Source organism: Dyadobacter frigoris (genome assembly GCF_005280585.1).
In the GTDB taxonomy this organism is placed as follows: Bacteria; Bacteroidota; Bacteroidia; order Cytophagales; family Spirosomataceae; genus Dyadobacter; species Dyadobacter frigoris.
The window spans coordinates 38,327-58,681 of record NZ_SZVO01000018.1 but is presented as its reverse complement, the minus strand read 5'-3'; the positions used below and the strand labels follow the sequence as shown (position 1 = coordinate 58,681).

11 protein-coding genes and 3 pseudogenes are annotated in these 20,355 nt (G+C 45.1%); 3 read left to right on the top strand and 11 right to left on the bottom strand.

Annotated elements, in window-relative coordinates; genetic code table 11:
- Positions 1 to 74: 74 nt before the first annotated feature.
- Positions 75 to 299, bottom strand: a complete 225-nt coding sequence (locus tag FDK13_RS28805) for a hypothetical protein (RefSeq protein WP_137343479.1) — start codon at positions 297 to 299, stop codon at positions 75 to 77.
- A gap of 1,054 nt (positions 300 to 1,353) precedes the next feature.
- Here FDK13_RS28805 and FDK13_RS36905 point away from each other — a divergent pair.
- Positions 1,354 to 1,638 (top strand): annotated as a pseudogene (locus tag FDK13_RS36905) (IS982 family transposase); the annotation flags it as partial.
- Positions 1,639 to 2,165: 527 nt separating this feature from the next.
- Positions 2,166 to 3,641, top strand: coding sequence for a Fic family protein (locus FDK13_RS28800; RefSeq protein WP_229216259.1), 1,476 nt, complete (start codon positions 2,166 to 2,168; stop codon positions 3,639 to 3,641).
- Positions 3,642 to 3,735: 94 nt separating this feature from the next.
- Here FDK13_RS28800 and FDK13_RS28795 read toward each other — a convergent pair whose 3' ends face one another.
- The 7 genes from FDK13_RS28795 to FDK13_RS28765 form a co-directional block, all read right to left on the bottom strand.
- Positions 3,736 to 4,944 carry an ROK family transcriptional regulator gene (locus tag FDK13_RS28795; protein ID WP_137343477.1) on the bottom strand — a complete coding sequence of 403 codons (1,209 nt, stop codon included), beginning with the start codon at positions 4,942 to 4,944 and terminating at the stop codon, positions 3,736 to 3,738.
- A gap of 166 nt (positions 4,945 to 5,110) precedes the next feature.
- Complete coding sequence (locus FDK13_RS28790; RefSeq protein WP_137343476.1) at positions 5,111 to 6,823, bottom strand: FAD-dependent oxidoreductase; 1,713 nt, start codon at positions 6,821 to 6,823, stop codon at positions 5,111 to 5,113.
- Between the two features lie 150 nt (positions 6,824 to 6,973).
- Positions 6,974 to 8,668, bottom strand: coding sequence for a RagB/SusD family nutrient uptake outer membrane protein (locus FDK13_RS28785; RefSeq protein ID WP_137343475.1), 1,695 nt, complete (start codon positions 8,666 to 8,668; stop codon positions 6,974 to 6,976).
- 4 nt (positions 8,669 to 8,672) lie between these two features.
- Positions 8,673 to 11,753, bottom strand: a complete 3,081-nt coding sequence (locus FDK13_RS28780; protein WP_137343474.1) for a SusC/RagA family TonB-linked outer membrane protein — start codon at positions 11,751 to 11,753, stop codon at positions 8,673 to 8,675.
- Between the two features lie 119 nt (positions 11,754 to 11,872).
- Positions 11,873 to 13,477 (bottom strand): DUF4127 family protein, encoded by a 1,605-nt coding sequence (locus FDK13_RS28775; RefSeq protein ID WP_137343473.1) that lies wholly within the window; start codon positions 13,475 to 13,477, stop codon positions 11,873 to 11,875.
- Positions 13,474 to 14,724 carry a sugar MFS transporter gene (locus tag FDK13_RS28770; protein WP_137343472.1) on the bottom strand — a complete coding sequence of 417 codons (1,251 nt, stop codon included), beginning with the start codon at positions 14,722 to 14,724 and terminating at the stop codon, positions 13,474 to 13,476. Before FDK13_RS28770 ends, FDK13_RS28775 begins: the two co-directional genes overlap by 4 nt.
- A gap of 1 nt (position 14,725) precedes the next feature.
- The gene (locus FDK13_RS28765) at positions 14,726 to 15,916 is read right to left on the bottom strand and encodes a n-acyl-d-glucosamine 2-epimerase (RefSeq protein WP_137343572.1); all 1,191 of its coding nucleotides are present in this window, start codon (positions 15,914 to 15,916) and stop codon (positions 14,726 to 14,728) included.
- Between the two features lie 719 nt (positions 15,917 to 16,635).
- On the opposite strand from FDK13_RS28765, the gene FDK13_RS28760 reads away from it, so the two are divergent.
- On the top strand, positions 16,636 to 19,392 hold the full coding sequence (locus FDK13_RS28760; protein WP_229216258.1) for a PQQ-dependent sugar dehydrogenase: 2,757 nt from the start codon (positions 16,636 to 16,638) through the stop codon (positions 19,390 to 19,392).
- Positions 19,393 to 19,671: 279 nt separating this feature from the next.
- On the opposite strand, the pseudogene FDK13_RS36765 reads toward FDK13_RS28760, so the two are convergent.
- From FDK13_RS36765 to FDK13_RS36755, 3 genes and pseudogenes are all read right to left on the bottom strand, one after another.
- Positions 19,672 to 19,797, bottom strand: a pseudogene (locus FDK13_RS36765) (IS630 family transposase); the annotation flags it as partial.
- Between the two features lie 27 nt (positions 19,798 to 19,824).
- Positions 19,825 to 20,184, bottom strand: coding sequence for a hypothetical protein (locus tag FDK13_RS36900; RefSeq protein ID WP_137343471.1), 360 nt, complete (start codon positions 20,182 to 20,184; stop codon positions 19,825 to 19,827).
- A 7-nt stretch (positions 20,185 to 20,191) separates the two neighbouring features.
- Positions 20,192 to 20,332, bottom strand: a pseudogene (locus tag FDK13_RS36755) (hypothetical protein); the annotation flags it as partial.
- Between the last annotated feature and the right edge of the window lie 23 nt (positions 20,333 to 20,355).

Genomic DNA, 20,355 nt, shown 5'->3' with positions numbered 1-20,355 from the left:
ATTAAACAATTTCAGGCGTAACAACTTAATTGCCAAGAGCCTGAGTATGATGAATTCTTGTCGGATCTTCAGTCTCAAAACCTATCGCTCACTGGATGGTGGCCTGCCAAAGGCAGTCCTTCTTTGTTACAAAAAAGGTTTCTTTCGAATTGATGGTCAACAGTTTGAATAAAAAGCTCATCATTGATGCGGTAGAGTATTTTGTCAATGGTTTCGCAGGTATCGGTAACTGCCGGAATATTGTCGGAAGGGAATTCTCTGGAAGGTACCGGGTACTCATCGTTTCGTTTTTGGGACATCAGACGTCTTTCAGTGCGTTTTCGGAACTTAGTAACCGGATGTTGTCACAGTAAAATCCATAATGCGCATTTAAATCCCCCATAATAATAACGGCGTTTCCGGAAGAATGCTCCCTGGTATGTGAAGCTTTTGCAGCATTTGAAGCGGCACTTTATCACCAGCCAACGTCGCGAACTTATGTCGGGCAACGTGGCTCCCCCCCTGTATCTTGGCAATGTGGGTGATATATTCCTGTTGCATTTTGTTACAGCAATTGACTGCGTAAGCGATCTTCTTTTTAACCTCGAAGGTATTTTTTTAATCCAAGTATTTCTGGTTCGGTAAAAGCAAATCATCATGAGAGGTTTTCAAAGGATCATATTTCTCCAAAATACGAACCTTTGCGTTTAACTATAGTTCTGTATTTGAGCGATTCCAATCTCCCTGGTATCGGGATGGAAGCATAACCCACATGAATATGGCCTGACAATCATATCTATGCAAGCCTGGGTTAAAAGGTGGTAACCACAAGTTCGGTCCACAGCCCCTTCGAGCAAAGTTGAATATGATTACGAGAGAAACCTGCGTCCGAATCATCGTAATGAGGATGGAAAAATAGTGAAAGGGACTCATTACGCTATCACCAAAAGGTGCGTAGTATCAGACTATCTGAAAATATCAAAGTTCAGATTGATACCAGTCCATTCCCGGTGAACAGCAGGAATCTAAGTTCAACGCAAAACAGAATTATGGAACGGGGTAGCCGCATACCTGCTCTAAAAGATTAAACTTTGAGTAGGCAATCGGCCGCATACGATGGTATGGAAAGGGATTGATTCAGAAGCAAATGCCCTGGGCAATCCCAGGGATAAGCAGACAGAAACACGATTATTTGGAGGATGAGTTATAAGTAGTAGTAAATATCTTATGAACGAAACTGAAAAGTTAAGGTATGAACGCAAATGCTCTCCAATCGATTGAAATTCAATTGAAAGGACCGTTTTAAGAAAGCAAGGGCAAGTGTTATGCCAATAAAAATTGGAACTCCAAGTGAGTGGTCAACCAAAATAAAGCTCTCTAATCCTACTGATTTTGATTTGTTTTCATTTAGGAGCACACAAAACATTTAAACATTATTACCAACAAATAGTACAAGATCATTGGGCAGACTTATTTCCTAAAATTCTGTCTTACAATCGTTTTGTGGAAGTGCAAAGCCGTTATTTTGTTGTAATGGCCATGTTTTTGAAAAAGAAGGGTTTAGGTAAGTGTACAGGAATAAGTTTTATGGACAGTACTACCGCAGCGGCCGCCGCACTGAAAGTTTGGAAAAATCAGAGCATGATGAAACAGAAAATAGGCGAGTCTCATCTAGTCCTGCCGAATGCGTTGAAGAAAGCGGGTGGATGCCGGTGCCGGTCTGGCTATGTTTTTGAAAGTAATCCCCAATGATAGTACTTCTTTTGGTTTAAGTGCACTGTCTAAGCTAACCTATCCATTAGATTATCAGTAGTAAACAGGAAGATTAAAAATAATCAGGCGGGCAAGTGTTATCCCGCCATTTTGTGTCAAGTACATTTCAATGTCAAATGTAGCAATGTACTGATATGCATACGTAGCCATCTATCACAAAGAGCTTTATTTATAATTGTCTCGATTTAATAGAACTAACACAACATAATTTAATTAAAATAACACAGCAATATTTAATATATTTACAACAGCAGCATTTAATAATATTAGTACATCATCATTTAATAAATTCACCACTGCTGATTTAATAAATCTGATATGATATGGCAACACCACGTGAAAGATTTGTAGAAGCCCTCCAATTCCTGCACGATTTGCAGCAAAAAGGGGGTGTGGGCATTCATACAAATGACATGCCCAGCCGTAAATACCGGGAAATACTTTCCAAAAACGGATTTATCCGGGAAGTAACGAAAGGCTGGTACATCGCCACTAATCCGGAAGAAAAGGATGGCGAAACCACAGCATGGTACAGTTCCTACTGGGATTTTGTTGCCGTATTCCTGGAACACAGGTATGGTGAGAACTGGTCCCTATCTGCCGATCAGTCGCTACTGCTCCATGCAGGTAACCAAGTGGTTCCCCAACAGCTGCTTGTGCGATCTCCGCAGGGAAACAACAATCCTACACCACTACCGCATAAAACCTCGCTGTTCAACATGCGGGGCGAACTGCCGCAGGCGGATCAACTTTCGATGACAGCAAACGGCATCCGCATGTATAACCTGCAAGCAGCATTGGTCTATAGTTCTGCTACTATATATACCCGTAATGCTATTGACGCCCGTACAACGCTGTCGTTGATAAGAGATGCATCAGAGTTATTGCCAATACTTCTGGAAAACGGACACACCACATTAGCGGGACGTCTGGCGGGAGCTTTCAGGAATATTGGCAGGGATAGAACAGCTGACCAGATTGTTGATACCTTTAAGCAGGCCGATTATGATATCCGCGAAGAAGATCCATTTGAGAGCAAGCTCGACCTGAAATTGTCTGCACGTGAACGCTCGCCATACGCCAACCGAATACGCCTGATGTGGATGCAGATGCGCAAGGCTGTGATCGCAAACTTTCCTGCTTCGCCCGGAATTCCTGATGACCATGAGGCGTTTCTGAAAAACATAGACGACATCTACATAACGGACGCTTATCACTCGCTATCCATTGAACGCTACCGCGTAACACCCGAACTAATTGCCAAGGTAAGTTCAGGAGAGTGGGATGCCAACGAAAATGAAGAAGACCGTAAACAACGCGACGCAATGGCTGCCAGAGGATACTACCAGGCTTTCCAGTCTGTAAAGGAGAGTATCGAAGCTATACTGAAAGGTAAAAATGCAGGAACGCAGGTTGATATAGATCACTCAAAATGGTACAGGGAATTGTTTGATCCAAGTGTAACAGCAGGTATCTTAAAGGCAGCAGACCTTGCAGGATATAGAAACCATCAGGTATATATCGGCAATTCCAAACACGTTCCGCTCAATGTTGATGCCATGAGAGATGCTATGCCCATATTGTTCGATCTTCTGCAAGAAGAACCCGAAGCATCGGTAAGAGCGGTATTGGGACACTTCATATTTGTGTTCATTCATCCCTATATGGATGGCAATGGACGTATGGGGCGATTCCTGATGAACGCTATGCTGGCTTCAGGAGGATATCTATGGACGGTAATACCTGTAGAAAGTCGCGACGAATACATGCAGGCATTAGAAAGAGCCAGTGTAGAACAGAACATTGAACCTTTTGCTGCCTTTCTGGGCCATCTGGTCAATGAGGGAATGAAGGGAAAAGCTGTTGCGACATTGCCCGATGCTCGGTAAGGGATAACAAAAAGTAATGGTTGGCTAATTTTTCTTTTTGCAATGCTCCACTCCGGGTCTGAAGGTAGGTGGAGTATTGCAACTGTCCTTTTATTTACCCGATATCAAGCAGGCGGTCTCTTACCAGCAAACACGCACCCAGAATACCGGCCCGCTCGCCAAGTTTGGATATTTTAAGCTGTGAATCATTATTGACTAAACTTAAAGAGTACTTATTTAATGCTGTTTTTATTGGCAGATACAAATAGTCACCCGTTAAAACAAGACTTCCTCCTAAAACAACCAGCTCAGGATTGAGCACATTGATCAGCGCAGCAATACCTCTTCCCAGGTTCTCTCCTACCTTGGCAAGCAGTTCAATGGCCAGCACATCATCATTCAAAGCCGCTTCAATAATGTCGTCCATGGTGATGTCCTCGGGGCGGATTTTTTTTTTCGACGTCACAACAGAGGAAGATCCGCCGGCTAGTTTTTCACGGAACATTCGTATCAGCGCCCAGCCTGAGGCTTCGGTTTCAAGACATCCTTTTTTTCCGCAGTGACAGATGCGTTCGTTATCAAAAAAAGGCATGTGCCCTACCTCTCCTGCATACCCCGATTTCCCGTAATAGAGCTGTCCGTCGAAAAGAATTCCTACGCCAATGCCATAGTCCAGATTCAAAAAAAGCACATCTTTCTCCTGCTGTACCGCCCCTGCACAAAATTCACCATAAGCCATCGCCCTGGAATCATTTTCTAAAAAGACAGGAATTCCCACGCGGCCCTGAATAATCTCTGCCAGCGGGCTTTCGTCGAAATGAAAGAAGCTGTAACTGTGCCCGGTTGTATAATTGATTCTTCCCGACAGATTTATTCCAATACCCAAAACACGCCCGGCCGGCACGTCAAGTTCCGAGATAAAATCCTGAATATAGCTGCAAAGCGATTCAAGCGAATCAGGTGTATTATCCAGCTGGTAAACCAATTTCTCGGAAACTTTCACCAGATTTTTCTGAAGGTCTGACAAACCAATATTGATATGGCTTTGCTTGACATCAACGCCAATAAAAAAGGCAGAATCCGCCACAATGCCATACAGATTTGGCTTTCTGCCACCGGTCGACTCGATCTTGCCAAAATCCCTGATCAGCCCCTGCTGTATCAGCTCATTGACTAGTGAAGTTACTTTCGGAACGCTCACTTCCAGCTCCTTGCTAAGATCGGGAATGGTGGTATTTCCATGATTTGCAAAATAACCAAGAATTATTTTTTTAGGATCCCCTTTTTTACCTCCAACACCTGTTAATCGAATCGTGCGACTCATATATTTAAAACTGATACTTTCTTTCAAACTTACTTACTTTCGTTAATACTATTTGTATTATCGAGCAGGAATCAGTAAAATGAAAACACTTTTCTGACAATTATTTTAGTAAGTAGAAGGAAAGTATCGTTACTTAATCAATTTTAATATCTGCTGGATTATTTTTTTAGCTTTTTGGCCATTCAGTCTCAATGCCCTGCGTTCGGATAAACGCCTGAAATTCCTTTAATTCACTTTCCTTCTCACGTACGGCCTTTGGAATTATATTTTTGTCAAGGGCATATTTGATCAGCAGTCCGACCGATTCTCCAATGCTCCACTCCACCGGATGCAGCCGGTAGCAGCCGTTAGTGATATGGGTGGTCCCAATGTTTTTATTGGCAGCAAGAAGATTTTCCATTCTTACTGGCAGCATCGCCCCCAAAGGAATTTGAAAAGGAAGTGAACCAAAATCGATGTAATTGTTTCCGGCTGTGCTGGGATGCAGATCAATATGATAATAACCAACGCCAACACTGTCATAAAATTCAGCCGCTGTATTTTCCTTTTTACCCGTGATAAGCGCACGGTTCTCAGCGCCGACATGCTCTTCCTTTATTGTAAAAACAGCTTTGATACGGCGCGATTCACGGATGTAAGGATATTTGGCCAGACCATCACTGGTACCCATGATATCTTTTCTTAAACGAATCCCAGGCCAGCCTTTCCCTCCGTCCGGCCGCGGGGCTTCGGTTTGAAGCCAGTATAAAAGCGAAAGACTAAGCTGCTTTCCACCTTCGAAATATTTTTGAAAATCCTTCTGGCTGGCCCCAATCAGATTACCCAGAAAATAATCGTTCTGCGGCCAGTTCACGATGGTGATATCGCCGGTGTAAAATCCTTTTTTGAAATTTTCCTTGTTGATAATTCTTCTGTAATTCCAAAGGTTCAGCGTCTGGCCCATCATCACACCTTCGGGATGAAAACCAAGCGCTTTTGGCTGTAGTGTTTTCGGGTTCGAATACGACAGATCAAGCAGTTTTCCCGACCAGGGTTTACTCATTTTCGGAGCAAAATTCTTCCAGAAATCATACTGCTTCGGTTTTTCGATCACATGATTCTCTCCGGGCACATAATCAATAGCAAAGCAAACCGTAAAGGCCTGGTTATTACTTGGATCAGCCTTTTCAGGTGCATGCAGCTCATTGGTTTCACTTTTTGATTCTGCTCCTGTGACAAACTCGGTCCCTGTCATCGGAAGCAGATCGCCCATTTCGGTTGCATCCACAAAATAGGGTGCTGTTAAAATAAGCTCTTCCTCACTTTTCAAACTGACCGCACCAAGTGCTTTGACCTGACTACCTTCCACCGTGGCCGTGATGATCTTATGTTCAAGCAGAAGAGTCAGTCTGCCTGCGCTCACATAAGGCGCAAACAGCTCATGCAAAACAGCCACTGCAACACGCGGCTCATGGCAAAGCTTGGAAACCGAGCCGTCACCCGGATTCAGGTTTTTCCTTTCCTTTGCTGACTCGGTTAAGGGGTAATTACGGATATAATACTGGCGGATGGCCGTGCGAAAATCACGGTACAGCTGCGTGGCCCCGTGCGTTTCAATCCAGTCGTGTTCATCCGGCGGCACACCCTGCTGGCTTAATTGCCCGCCTATCCAGTCGGTTTCCTCAGTCACAATGACCGATAAGCCATTTCTTAGTGCTGCAAAGGCGCACGCGCAACCGCCCAGACCGCCACCTGCAATGACTACATCTGCATGAAGTTTTGTTTTTTGGTATATAACTTGCTTTGCAGCGGCCTGTGCGCTCTCAGGGATAAAAGCAGAAACAGCAGCCACTGCACTACCGGTTAAAGCAATATTTTCAATAAAATTTCTACGATTCATAATTCAAATGTAATGAAGGTTGCCCGGATTTAACAGGGCTATACAGAACCATGGAGGCAAAATGAAACGCGCAGAATCTTATAAATTTTCTTAACTGAAACGCTGCGCGTCTCATTTTACTTTCGCACACTGTGTGCAGCGATTACTATATCACCATTCCGGATTCTGGGTGAGCTTAGAATTGATGTCACGCTCTGACTGCGGTACGGGCAAAAGATTTAGTTTGGGATACCAGTAACGGATCTCGCGAAGCATCCGGGTACTTTCACTGGCCGTATAGGTTGGGATATTATTAAGATCGCTTAACGCACTGGATTTAAAATCCGGACTGGCCGCGCCAATTGCCGGATCCTTGGCAATCCCTACAATTTTTTGGGGCATAACCACCGGGGCAATATCCCAGCGGCGGATATCAAACCAGCGGAAACCCTCCATGGCCAGCTCCACAGTACGCTCCCTGCGAACAAGCTGCCTTAGTTTGTTCTGATCGGTTTGTATGGAGGCTTCAACCACCGGCTGAGCTGCCCGTTGCCTGATCAGATTAAGGGCATTAATTACTGATCCATCTATTTCATTAAGTTCAATTTTTGATTCAGCGTAGGTGATCAGAATTTCGGCATAACGCATCAGAATAAAATTCACCCTAGCCGCAAAAGCGTTCTCACCTGTCAAAGTGTACTTAGCATGCAAAAGCCCCACGCCGCTTTTGGAAGGCCCATAGGCATTGTCAAAATCAGCATTTGCCTTAACAGCCCAGGTTCCGTCTGCATTTTTCACCGAAGTGGTATTTTTGTAGATATCATAGACAAATGTAATCTGATTCATCGTTACGGTATCACCCGGAATCGCCACGGTATATTTCAGACGCATGTCCCGGTTCAAACGCGGGTTTTTAGGATCGTATACTTTCGACTCGTCAATGCGTTTTCCGTCTTTTGCTTCAAACATATCCACCAGACGCTGCTGCGGAAAACGCCCCGACTGCCCACCTGCCGTTCTTGAAATACTCCCCAAAGGAAGATAAGTAATCGAATTGGCATCGGCATCGGTGTAAAGAATTTCAAACATAATTTCTTTTCCCGCATTAGGCGCCTGCCCCGCCTTGGTGAAAAGATCCTGAAATTTCGGATTCAGCCCCAGCCCCGCCCCGTCGATAATCTGCTTGCTTACATCAGCAGCCGTTTTATAATCTTTGTTGTAAAAAGCCGTGCGCGCCTTCATGCCCAGAACAACCGCCTTTGAGATCCGGCCCCGGTCCAGCGGCGACCAGTCCAGAATCTGTGCCGCTGCGTCCAGGTCCTGATAAATGAATTTGATCACATCCGCTTTCGGTGCGCGCACCTGTGCATAAAACTCCGCCGGCAATAAAGGTTTTGTGATCAAAGGAACATCTCCATACATATTGACCAGAAAAAAATAGGCGAATGCCCGCAGCCCTTTGGCCTCAGCCTGCATCCGGTTGAAGGTTGCCACAGGCACATTTACCTTGCCAGCTTCCATACCCTCAATCAGCGTGTTGGCCCGTTGAATGGTTGTGTAGGCAAGTGTCCAGATCGATTTTACATTGGCATTGAAAACATCAAAGTTCCCCTCGCCCATGTCCGGTGCGCGCAGCAGTGCAATATCAGTCCAGCCGTCCATCATCGATTGGTAAGGCGTAGTGCCCGTGTTCCAGTAGGCCGATTTGTAAACCGCAGTCAAGGCCGCATTCATTTCGGTTTGGCTGTTGAAGAATTGCCCGGTTGCCGGCGCTGCCAGCGGAGCCTGCTCGAGGTAATCCTTACAGCCGGCAAATAGTTGCAGTGAAAGGCAAAGGCCAATACTATAGATCAATTTGTTTTTCATATTCTTAAAACTTGATGTTAATACCGACTGTATAGGTTTTCATGATCGGATAAAACTGTCCGCCTGTATCTCTTTGCTCAGGATCAAATCCGGGGAAAAATTTCGTCCAGGTAACCAAATTCTGCCCACTCAAATAAATACGCGCCGATTTGATTTTCACTTTCTGGGTCAGCAGCTTTGGAAGCGTATAACCCAGCACGATGTTTTTGACGCGCAGATAAGAAGCGGATCTAACCCAGTAAGACGAGGTTACATAATTGTTGGGGATGCTGTTGGCAGTCAGACGCGGATAGGCCGCACCTTTGTTTTCAGGTGTCCAGAAATCCTGCTGATACTTGAACATGGACCCCTGAAAATCAGAGGAATAAAAAGGCTGAGATCCGGTTCCGGAAAGATAATTATCCTTTTTACCAACACCCTGAAAGAAAGCGGTCAGATCAAAACCTTTGTATTGTGCCGCCAGATTGAAACTGTATTCATAACGGGGAAAGTAGTTCCCCAGAATTGTACGGTCATAACTGTCAATTTTGTTATCAGGCACGCCATTAGGTCCGCTGATATCTTTATAGCGAATATCGCCGGCAGCGGTGTTTCCATACTGGAAAGGGGCATTTTTAACTTCCTCTCCGGATTGAAATAAACCAATGGCCTGATAACCGTAGTAAGAATCCAGCGCATAACCTTCCTGCTGGATCGTAGCGCCGTTGATGATGGGTGTACCGCCGTTTTGAAGCACTTTGTTTTTCACGTCCGATACATTGACCTGTACCTGGTAATTAAAATCACTGATCTTGTCCTTCCAGCCAAGCGAAAGTTCCCAGCCCTTATTTCTCATGGACCCTACATTAACAAAAGGTGAGGCCAGCCCCACGTAGGCAGGAATCGGCACAAGCTGAAGCATATCGCTGATATCGCGCTGAAAATAGTCGGCCGTTACTGTTAGTTTATTTCTTAACAAACCAAAATCCGCTCCGATATCCAAAATCTTGGAAGATTCCCATTTGATATTCGGGTTAGCAGCAGCTGTCAGCGCATACCCTGCATTGACAACGTTGTTAAAATAGTAGTTATAGGCTGTTCCCGAATAAAAGGTGGAGTAGCTCGGATAGTAATCCTGCACGTCATTGCGGATCAAATTCTGGTTACCCAGCGTTCCATAGGATGCACGCAGCTTGGCATCATTGACGATATGGCTAAGGCCCGACCAAAAATTTTCCTGGGACATTCTCCATCCCCCGGAAACCGAAGGAAACAGTTTCCACCAGTTTTCCTGTCTGAAGCGAGAGGAGGCATCCATACGGCCATTAACTTCCAGCAGATATTTTTCATTGTAATTGTAATTCACACGGCCATATGCTGAAACCATCGAATACTTACTTGCGCTTCCGCTGATGGTCTGGCCAAGCGGATCTCCGCTGTCCAAATAAGGCCGGTCCGGGGAGAGCAGATTCTGACGGAACGTATTGACATTCGAAGTGCTGAAATCCTCTGTACTGAAACCGCCCAGCACAGTGAAATTATGTTTACCCAAAGTCTTGTTATACGTCGCCTGAGCCCGGAAAAGATTCTGGGCATTCTCCGAATTGTTGTCAGTCAGCGAGTTGAGCGCCGGCCACGGGCGGGCCAGCACCAAGGTTTTGCTGCTGGGATCCGCATTGTAAATCTTATATTGATCTGTAAAAGTCCTGCCATGCGCAGTGTAATAGTTGGAACTGTATGTCGTCAGAATCTCAAGACCTTCCAAAGGTTTATAGGTCAGCGTGCCTTTTATGATCCGCGAATTGGTAATACTTCTGGCAAAACCGCCGTCCTGAGCCTGCGCGGCCGGATTCGCATTCGACCAGCCTTCCCCCCACTCACCGCTGTCATAACGCCCCGGAGTTGTAGCGGGCAGACCCAGCATCTGACGGATAATTGCCTGCGGTGTGGATTGCCCCGGCCACAGCCTGTCGCTTCTGTTTAAGACCAGATCCATTGAAGCTGAAAGCTTTTTGGAAATGGCAATATCTGTATTAAACCGAAAATCGGCACGCTTGAAATTGGTGTTGGCCGTTAGACCATTCTGGTCCAGAAAGCTGCCGGAGCCAAAAACCTTGATGCGATCCGTGCCCCCGGCAATATTCAGGTTGTGATTCTGCATCATGCCGTTTCCAGTCAGTACCAGTTTTTTCCAATCCGTATTGAAAAGCGAAAAATTGTCCGGACCGTTTTTCTCATAAGCCGCGATCTGGCTGGTAAAAGCGGCCGGAAGACCGCTGTTGGTCTGGGCGATATCCCAGTATTTCATGTGCTGTAAAGCATTCACTTTTTCAGGCAGATCCGTCGGGCTCTGGTTGGAGACATAGGCATTATAACTAACATTGATCCCGTTCGCACCGCGCTTGCTGGTGATCAGAATGACCCCGTTCGCAGCGCGTGAGCCGTAGACAGCGGCAGCAGCGGCATCTTTCAAAACTGAAATGCTTTCAATATTATTTGGGTCAATCGCATCCAGGTTCATCTCGACATTGTCTATTAAAACAAGCGGATTCTGCCCTGCATTAATCGAACCGATACCCCGTATACGTATTGTCCCCGCATCACCCCCCGGTACTCCCGACTGCTGGGTGATCGTTACACCCGGCGCAGCTCCCTGCAAAGCCAGAGAAGTGGATGCCACCTGACGGCTGGTTAGTTTTTCACCGTCGATCACTGAAACAGCACCTGTCAGGTTTACTTTTTTCTGAGTGCCGTAACCTACCACAACCAGTTCATTGAGCGTTTTACTATCCGAAAGCAGCGACACATTTATCTCAGAAGGACCATTGAAAGCAACTTCCTGCGTTACCATTCCCATAAAAGAGAAAACAACGGTACCGGTATGCTGCGCTAAGGGGAGTTTATAATTCCCCTCCGCATCGGTTGTCGTTCCGCTTGATGTTCCTTTGATCAAAACTGTCACACCGGGCAGGGTTCCTCCGGTACTTTCAGTCACCTTACCTCGCAGATCCTGACTTTGCGCAGCACCATAATAATGCTGGCAAATCGTAAATAGCACACAGAGCCACCAGCTCATGCGTCGTTTTTTCCTGGTAAAATTTTGCATTGGTGAATTTTTGGGGTTTAATTGGACATCGTTTTTCTGGCCGGTAAAAAACCGGAAAGACACTCAGCATTACGTACTAAAATTTATTTGGGTTTAGGAATATTCAGTTTTACCAGGGTTCATTGACAACTCAGGCTGAAATCTATATCGGCCTCAAAAGTACGGTTCCAGGGTAGTTTGAAACTTAAATCCGTCGGCGGCTGGCATTTAACCTGCGTTTGGAGCTGCTCATTTTGTGTAAAGTAACTTTTAAAAAAAACATCCATATGGTTTTCAAGCAGGCCCAGACAATAGCTTTCTACTTTTTGATTGTCCGGACCGCTCATCAGCGTAGCGCTAGGTAATTTTTTGCCAGATAAAAACGTATTGGCTTTGGCCCTGACCAGATTATGATAGTAATAATCATCCATGACCCGGTTGATCATAAACCAGTTTTGCGCAATTTTTATACGGCTGGCTGCCGCCTTATTCTTTGATAATTTTGTTGCAGCCAGATCATAAACAATTCCGTGGGGCAGCGCTGTTCCGATGGTATTGCCTGCCGTGTTCCAGGAAGCGTAACCATAAAGCCCCGAGAAAACATGACGACTAAGCAGCGCCTGAGTAAAGAGTGAATCTTCACCCTGAATATTTCCCACAGGATCAATATCAGCCACGATAATTCTTTTTCCCGCCTTTATTTTCTGCTGGATTTCATCAGCAAATGTTTCGGCACCACCGCTTTCATAGCGCGAGGGATATACATAAAATAAAATATCGGCCTGGCTCTCATTTTCCACCTGCACAGAACCGGTCGCCTTGATATGATGACTGACTGTTTCTGACAATATCCTGTCTTCAAAAGGCATGACCGTATTTTTTAATTTTTCTGAGCAGTAGACGACTTTAATGCTTGGAAAGAAACGATATTGTTTATTTAGCGCCCTTGCCAACAGCAGCATCGAAACTTCATCAGCGCCCGATTGAATCGCAATCCGATCGGTTAATTTTAACAGATCACGTCTTTTAATCAGATTTTCCCTGTCAACCAGGTGAACGCCCTTGGGCGATGCATCATCCTGGGATAAGATCAGATAATCGATCAGGCCGGTTTTGACCATTTCGATGGCTTTTAAATTCGTGCTGTAATTACGTGCTCTGGCCTTTTTGTAGTCAGCCAGTACGGCAGCGGGAATATCCGCTTCAAGTTTTAAAACCTGTGCTTTCGTTTTCTCATCCTGATCCGGAGATATTTTAGCCCAGCTTGCCAGCTTTTCGCGGTAGGCCTCATTTTTACCATCCGCGCTTGGGGCCAGACGCATGATCACGCTTTGCCCGTAAATTTTCAGCTTCGGAGCCCTTTTCCTGATTTGTTCGATTACCTGAATTCGGCTCAGAGCCTCAGATGATTCGCACATAAACTTTCGTGAGGCGACCAGACCGCCATAGGCCACCATGTCCAAAACAATAATGGCCGCATCATAAGATTTGAGGTCCTGGGCTAGTATCCACGCATTGATTTTTTCACACTGACCCGGCTGCTGTAAATTTCCCAGCAGCGCCTCAGGCGGAGAAACTACCTGAGCATCCGCAATCAGCCCCATTTTTTCGGGCATTTTAAGACAGGGCGGACGGTTATCGAGCGGAATAAACAAAATCTTTGAACGCAGACTTGATCTATCTCGCGCAGACATATTGAGAGAAACACTGACCAGTATAAACGTTAAAACAATATACTTTTTCATAAGGTGCTAAATTTTGATTTATAGCCATGCAGCCCGTAAAACAGGATATATACATAACAGGCCAGCGGCAGCATAAAGGCGATTTTCCAGGTTGCATGGTCTATTAATAAACCCTGGCAAAAAGAGATCAAAGCTCCGCCGGCGATTGCCGTTGATAAAAGACCGGAAGCCTGCGTAGTATATTTCCCAAGTCCGTTCACGGCAAGCGAGAAAATAATCGCAAACATGATCGAGTTGCACAGGCCAACGGCCACCATGCTCCACACAGCCAGAAGGCCGCTCGTATTAACAGACAGTAAAATCAAAAAAACGGAACCTGCCGCACACACACTCAAAACATGCGAAGCTTTGAGTGATTTTAGTAAGGCCGATCCGATCAGCCGCCCCGCAAGCATTCCACCCCAGTAGAAAGCAACGTAGGTATTAGCCGCGCTTTCTGATATTTTCAAAAGATCCGCGGTATAATTGGTCAGAAAAGTCCCAATCGAAACCTCCGCTCCCACATAAACAAACAGGCCAATAATTCCGAAATTTAGATTCCGAAAAGAAAAGATACCTTTTGCGGACTCCTTGTCAACGTGCACCATTTGATCTGCTGATTTCAAGACCGGCAGTGACAACCTGCTAACGATCAGCGCTATCAAAATCAACGCCGCCGCAATCCCAAGATAAGGATACTTCACAGCATCACTGGAAGCAGCTGAATTTTGTAGCGGGGCCAAAATGTAATAGGCTCCAAAAAGAGGCGCTGTTGTCGTGCCCATCGAGCCGACACCCTGAATCAGCGTAAGGCGGGAAGATGCTGTTTTGGCAGGTCCAAGAATCGTGATGTAAGGATTGGCTGCCACCTGCAAAAGAACAATCCCGATGGCCACAATAAATAATGCAGCCAGAAACAAGGCATACTGATGCGCCACCGAAGCCGGAAAAAAGAGCAGGGCTCCAAAAGCGGCGATGGAAAAACCCAGCACCATTCCTTTTTTGTATCCCACTTTTTCAACTACTTTCCCTGCCGGAATTGAGGCGATTCCGTAGGTAAGAAAAAAGTAAAACTGCACCAGCGATGACTGCGAATAAGTGAGCGTGAAACCCTTTTTAAAAAATGGCACCAGCGTATCATTCAAACAGGTAATAAAGCCCATCATAAAATACAACACCGCCAGGGCAAGTAAAGCTGGTGTATAGTTTTGTTTCTTTTGCCCGAGCGGCTCGGCGATCGAAACCGTATTTACAGGAATTGCTGCCATCTTATAAATATTGAACTTCTGATTTTTTTTCTGCAATCGCTTCCAGCGTTTTCCAGCACTGATACAGTCCGCGCGGCACATGAAAACAACCTTTCCATTTACCGCCTTTCAAAGGTAATAATACTTCTCCCTGGCGGTTCAAATACCCGTACCATTCCGCATACTTCGGATCGGAAAAATGCTGCCAGGTGTAGGCGTGTACTTTTTCAAACCAGCTCCAGCATCTTTCATCTGAGGTGTGCAGGTATCCTTTCAAAAGACTTATTAAAGTCTCCATATGCACCCACCACAATTTCTGGTCCCATTCAAGCTGCTGCGGAGGCAGGCCTTTGACGTCCATAAAATAAAAAATTCCTCCATGTTTTTTGTCCCAACTGTATTCAAGCATGTTCAAGGTAATTTCCATGGCCTTCCGGGCCAGATCCTTATCATTTGACCGCTCAGCCAGATCCATTAAAAACCACATCGCCTCAATGCCATGCCCTGGGTTAACCAGCCTACCTTCGAAAGAATCTGAAAAGCCTCCATCGGGTGTCACATTTTCCAGGATAATGCCCAGATCGGGCCGGTAAAACTCACCCAGTATGGTGTCAATGCCATCCTGAATGGTTTTTTCTACCAGATCTGCATCTAGCAGATGCTCGATTTCCAAAACCAGATTGCAAAGTATCATCGGAAGCGCAAAACCTTTTAGTGGCCTGGTGCCGGGAAAACTTTTGTTATACATACCTTTTGAATTGTCTTTTTTTGCCAAAATCGAATAAAAGGTATCCACCGCGATTTTTGCGTGCCCGGGCTGATTTGTCGCTTTGTAAAGCTGTCCGAAGGCCATAGAGGCAAAACAATCCGAAAATATACTGTGAGGCTGTGTTAAAGGCGCCCCTTCCCTGTTCAAAGAGAAGTACCAGTTCCCGGAGCTATCCCTTCCATATTTTTCAAGAAATGCCGCCCCCTGCAACGCAAAGTCCAGCCACTGCTGTTTTTTTTCAACCTTATTATAGAGCATTGCAAAACACCAGACCTGACGGCATTGCAGCCAGACAAATTTATCGGTGTCAAAAACATCCCCAACCCGGTCCAGACAGGTAAAATAACCACCGAATTCCGTGTCAGCCGAATGTTCAAGCCAAAATGGTATGACATTATCCAGTAAGGTGTATTTGTATAAGGATGTGTATTTTTCAAGCTGCATTAGATCCACGCTCATTTAAATGAATAGAAAAAATCTTTACTCTAAGGATGAAAGGGTTAGCAACTATTTAGTGCGAACGCTCACCGGTCAAAACCCACAGGATCTGAAATCTTAGTCCGTCCCCTGCCCGAATACAACCAGCTCAAACATCCGGGTGACACCGTAAAATGTCAGCCAATTCGAATACTTAATTATTTATAATATTTTGTTTAAGTCAAAATAACAGTATAATTATTAAGTAAGCAAGAAAAACACGAAGAAAATATTTTATTATTTGTTTTGACCACACCCGCTTTCGCAATCAACAGGAAAACAGCCCATTTTTAATCACTGAAAAATGAGGTTAAATTTGTCTGACCTCAATACAATTCTCTTGGAACAGTCTGTAAAATAGCCAGTTTAGACCACTTTATTAAGTCAAAGACAAGACTTCCATTGCCCTGATCCGTGCCATTAAAATCCTAGAACAAACTGCCTTCCACAAAAACTAAATGAAAGGATGATATTAATTTTCTGCTTTGCCCGGTAATAACGTCGAATGATTATTCACCAAATCATTGCGATTGACGATTCGTACATATATTTAACATGTTGTTAGACAAGTACCGAAAGCCCGGATCTTAATATATTTAACACTTAATTATTTATCAAAAAGTAATATAAAATATTAAGTTTTCTTATTTTTGCCATATCCTAAATCCATAAACCATCCGAAACCATTGATTTCATTTAAATTGATCAGCAGCGCGCTGCTTACAAGCGCCTTGGCATGCATAGGAGCGTCCACGGTTTTCACAAACAGTACAGCAGAAAAAAATACGTTAAAAACAAGCTCCCACCTGTTGGCTGGCCACCATGCGCCTGCCAGCCGCCCTAAGAAGATGCAGGCCCTGCAAACATCAGCCCCGGACAGCAGCCGGTTTACCCACATGATGCTGGTGCAGGGACTTGACGAGCCCATGGAGATGGCACTGCTGCCTGATCTTAATGTAATGATCGTGGAGCGTAAAGGAGCGGTTAAACTATATTATGCAAAAGAAAAACAGATTAAAACGATCGCCAACCTGAATGTATTCAGTGGCATTGAAGACGGCTTACTTGGCGTTGCCGCTGATCCGGCTTTTGATAAAAATCACTGGATCTATTTTTATTACGGTGTAGGCGGTAATCAGAACGTAAGTCATCTGGAGCGCTACGAGCTCATCAAAGGCCAGCTTAATCTTGCCTCAAAAAAAATCCTGCTTAAAATTCCTACGCAGAGAACCTACTGCTGCCACTCGGCGGGCTACCTGACTTTCGGAGCTGACGGGCTGCTGTATCTCTCAACGGGAGATAATACCAATGCCGAAGAAATTGAAGGGCATAACCCGACAGACGAGCGCCCCGGCAGGCAACTATCGGACGATCAGGGAACCACAGCCAACAGCAGGGATTTACGTGGCAAGATTCTTCGCATCAGACCCGAGGCTGATGGCACCTACTCGATTCCGGAAGGCAATCTCTTTCCCAAAGACGGCTCACAGGGATATGCCGAAATCTATGTGATGGGCTGCCGGAACCCCTTCCGCATGTCTGTAGATCCTAAAAATAACTTTGTTTACTGGGGGGATGTCGGCCCGGACACCAACGTTCCGGCAGAAGAAAATTTTCTTAGCTATGATGAAATCAATCAGGCTCGAAAACCCGGCTTTTTCGGCTACCCTTATTTTCTTGGAAATAATGAAGGATTTCCCAAATACGATTTCGCTACAAAAAAGGAAGGGCCCGGCCAGGACGCGCTTCATCCGATCAACAATTCTCCCAACAATACCGGGATCAAACAGCTTCCAGCGGCGCAGCCTGCAATGATCTGGTATGGAAAAGGAGAATCCAAACACTGGCCGATGGTGGGCAAAGGCGGCGCAAGCGCGATGGCCGGGCCGGTTTATTACAGCGACCTATATACGAATGCTCCATATAAACTACCCGCCTATTACAATGGAAAACTGCTGATCTACGACTGGATCCGAAAATGGATGATGGCTGTAACACTGGACCCGGACGGTCATTATGTCTCTATGGAACCCTTTTTGCCTCACCTGAAAGTCATCGCGCCGATGGATATGAAGATAGCACCCGATGGCGCAGTCTATATGCTTGCTTACGGAACAAACTGGTTTGCCAAAAATACCGATGCGGGACTGATCCGAATAGAATATTCCGAAGGGAACCGCAATCCGATTGCTGATATTTCTATCAATAAAAAATACGGAGCCGCCCCGCTCACAGTGACGTTGTCTGCGGACAAATCAAGAGATTACGATATGGGGGACAAGCTAAGTTTTGAGTGGAAGATCGGATCAAAAATAATACCTGCCACGCAGGTAAAACACCAGTTTACAAAGCCTGGCATTTATGATATTTCTTTGACGGTAACCGATCAGCATGGCGGAAAAGGGATTGCCACAGTGCAGATAAAAGTAGGGAACACGCCACCGGATATTGCTATAAGCAGTCGTGCCAACCGCAGCTTTTACTGGGACAATACCGAGTTTGATTACGCGATCCACGTCAAAGACCGGGAAGATAAAGTAATAGAACCTTCCAAAATCAAGGCTTCTTTCACCTACATGCCCTTTGGAAAAGATCTGGCCTCAGCGCTCTCAGGAGCAAATCACGGGAATCTAAAATACGCTGCAACCGAAATGCTGTATGTGTCGCTGGATTGCAAAGCCTGCCATACGCCGCAGACCAAATCCATTGGCCCGCCCCTCAATGAAATCTCTAAAAGATATAAGGGCAAAGACGGCTATGAGCAGAAGCTTGCCGAAAAGATCATTAAGGGCGGAAGCGGAAACTGGGGAAGCTACCCCATGCCGCCTCATGCAGATCTTTCCCTGAAAGAGGCAAAAGAAATTGCCCGCTATATTCTCTCGTTCGGTGAGCAAAACCCGCAGCTTTCTTTGCAGGGAAAATTTCGGCTGACAGAGCACATCGGACAAGGCACGCAGGGCGCCTACGTTCTTCAGGCCGCTTATACTGACAAAGGTGCCCATGGCATTGAACCACTAGCAGCCAGCAGCCATATCGTTTTAAAAAATGCTTTGGTACAAATGGAAGACTATGAAGAAGGAAGTGCCAACGTGGTCATTGCCACGCTGAACACCGGTTACATTTCCTCCATCTGGGCCAGAAACGGCAGGTTTGTCAGTTTCAAAAAAATTGACATGAACCATATTTCAAAAATTAAAATGAGGGTTCAACAGGAAGGAGCAGGCGGACTGATCGAGCTGCGAAAAGATACGGATCGCGGTGAAATTATTGGAAGTCTCCGCATTGATCCGGGACAGGTGAAAGATCTCAAAACAGAATGGAAGGAATATGAGATTGAAATAAAGCCGACCTCTGCCATACATGATCTGTACATTACCTTTTCGAATCCCGACAAATCAAAAACGGGACTTTTCTTTTTAGACTGGCTTTACTTTGAAAAATAAAATCACAATAAATATTTCCAGTGCGTTTCGAGCAAGAACTAGAATATCCATATAGTTGTGGCTATAATTACAACTTATTTGTTTTTAACCGCAAATGTTATTTCAGTTTAATTACCAATCGACCCGGACAAGTTTGATAATTATGGAAGTTTTTTCGCTGGAGTGACGGGATCGATTTAGCCTTTGCTGAGTATATTACTTTTTTACACTAGTGTCTTATCACGTTTTAATCGACGGGTAGAATTTGATTAACTTCACCCTTGCAGCATCGCATGTAAATTACCATTTGATCTTAGCTTCCTTATTATTTCTGTGGTTTTGCCAAGCAAGAACTTCCTTTTCAATTGTTTCTATATTATCAATCCTACGATCTAGACATTGCCTCATTAGTACATTTAGCTGTATGGCTCCGGCCACCCGGTTCCGCCATATTTAGCCGCACCGGCGGCCCCGCAACTGCCATGCTCCGGTCACTTCTACGTATCTTTTACCAGTCAATGGCTCTGATACCAAGAAGATATTTGCTACTCCACAGCGAGCATATTCGAAATCTTGCTTTGTATCACTGGCAGGTTTCATTTCGATAGCAGCCCTGGTTTCCTTAATCATTTGCTTGGGTGATTCATCCATGCACAAAACAGGCAATGATTTCCACGTTTGTTTTTCACCGAGTATGTCCTTATTTAAAAGTATTACAGCAATGCGCTCATAGTTTTTATGGTATTTATTAAATGACAATTCAGCATAAATACAAAGGTTACGAAATGCGATTTTGAAATAATTACGGATCATATCCGGATTAAGAAAAAGGGGCGGACCGCCCCGCGGCTGACTGATATTCACTTTTTTGTCTTTTGATAAATGCGGGCCGCATGTAGACCAGTGCTTCAAGCCAATACCGCCTTCTGGCACTGGCTTCTCCTTGTACTTTCGAACGCCGTTCGTATCGTTCTTACAAGTCAC

Excerpts from the sequence above, each read along its gene's own strand:
- FDK13_RS28805 (WP_137343479.1), bottom strand. The coding sequence starts at position 299 with ATGTCCCAAAAACGAAACGATGAGTACCCGGTACCTTCCAGAGAATTC.
- FDK13_RS28780 (WP_137343474.1), bottom strand. The coding sequence starts at position 11,753 with ATGCAAAATTTTACCAGGAAAAAACGACGCATGAGCTGGTGGCTCTGT.
- FDK13_RS28775 (WP_137343473.1), bottom strand. The coding sequence starts at position 13,477 with ATGAAAAAGTATATTGTTTTAACGTTTATACTGGTCAGTGTTTCTCTC.
- FDK13_RS28765 (WP_137343572.1), bottom strand. The coding sequence starts at position 15,916 with ATGCAGCTTGAAAAATACACATCCTTATACAAATACACCTTACTGGAT.
- FDK13_RS28790 (WP_137343476.1), bottom strand. The coding sequence starts at position 6,823 with ATGAATCGTAGAAATTTTATTGAAAATATTGCTTTAACCGGTAGTGCA.
- FDK13_RS36900 (WP_137343471.1), bottom strand. The coding sequence starts at position 20,184 with ATGATCCGTAATTATTTCAAAATCGCATTTCGTAACCTTTGTATTTAT.
- FDK13_RS28795 (WP_137343477.1), bottom strand. The coding sequence starts at position 4,944 with ATGAGTCGCACGATTCGATTAACAGGTGTTGGAGGTAAAAAAGGGGAT.
- FDK13_RS28800 (WP_229216259.1), top strand. The coding sequence starts at position 2,166 with ATGCCCAGCCGTAAATACCGGGAAATACTTTCCAAAAACGGATTTATC.
- FDK13_RS28785 (WP_137343475.1), bottom strand. The coding sequence starts at position 8,668 with ATGAAAAACAAATTGATCTATAGTATTGGCCTTTGCCTTTCACTGCAA.
- FDK13_RS28770 (WP_137343472.1), bottom strand. The coding sequence starts at position 14,724 with ATGGCAGCAATTCCTGTAAATACGGTTTCGATCGCCGAGCCGCTCGGG.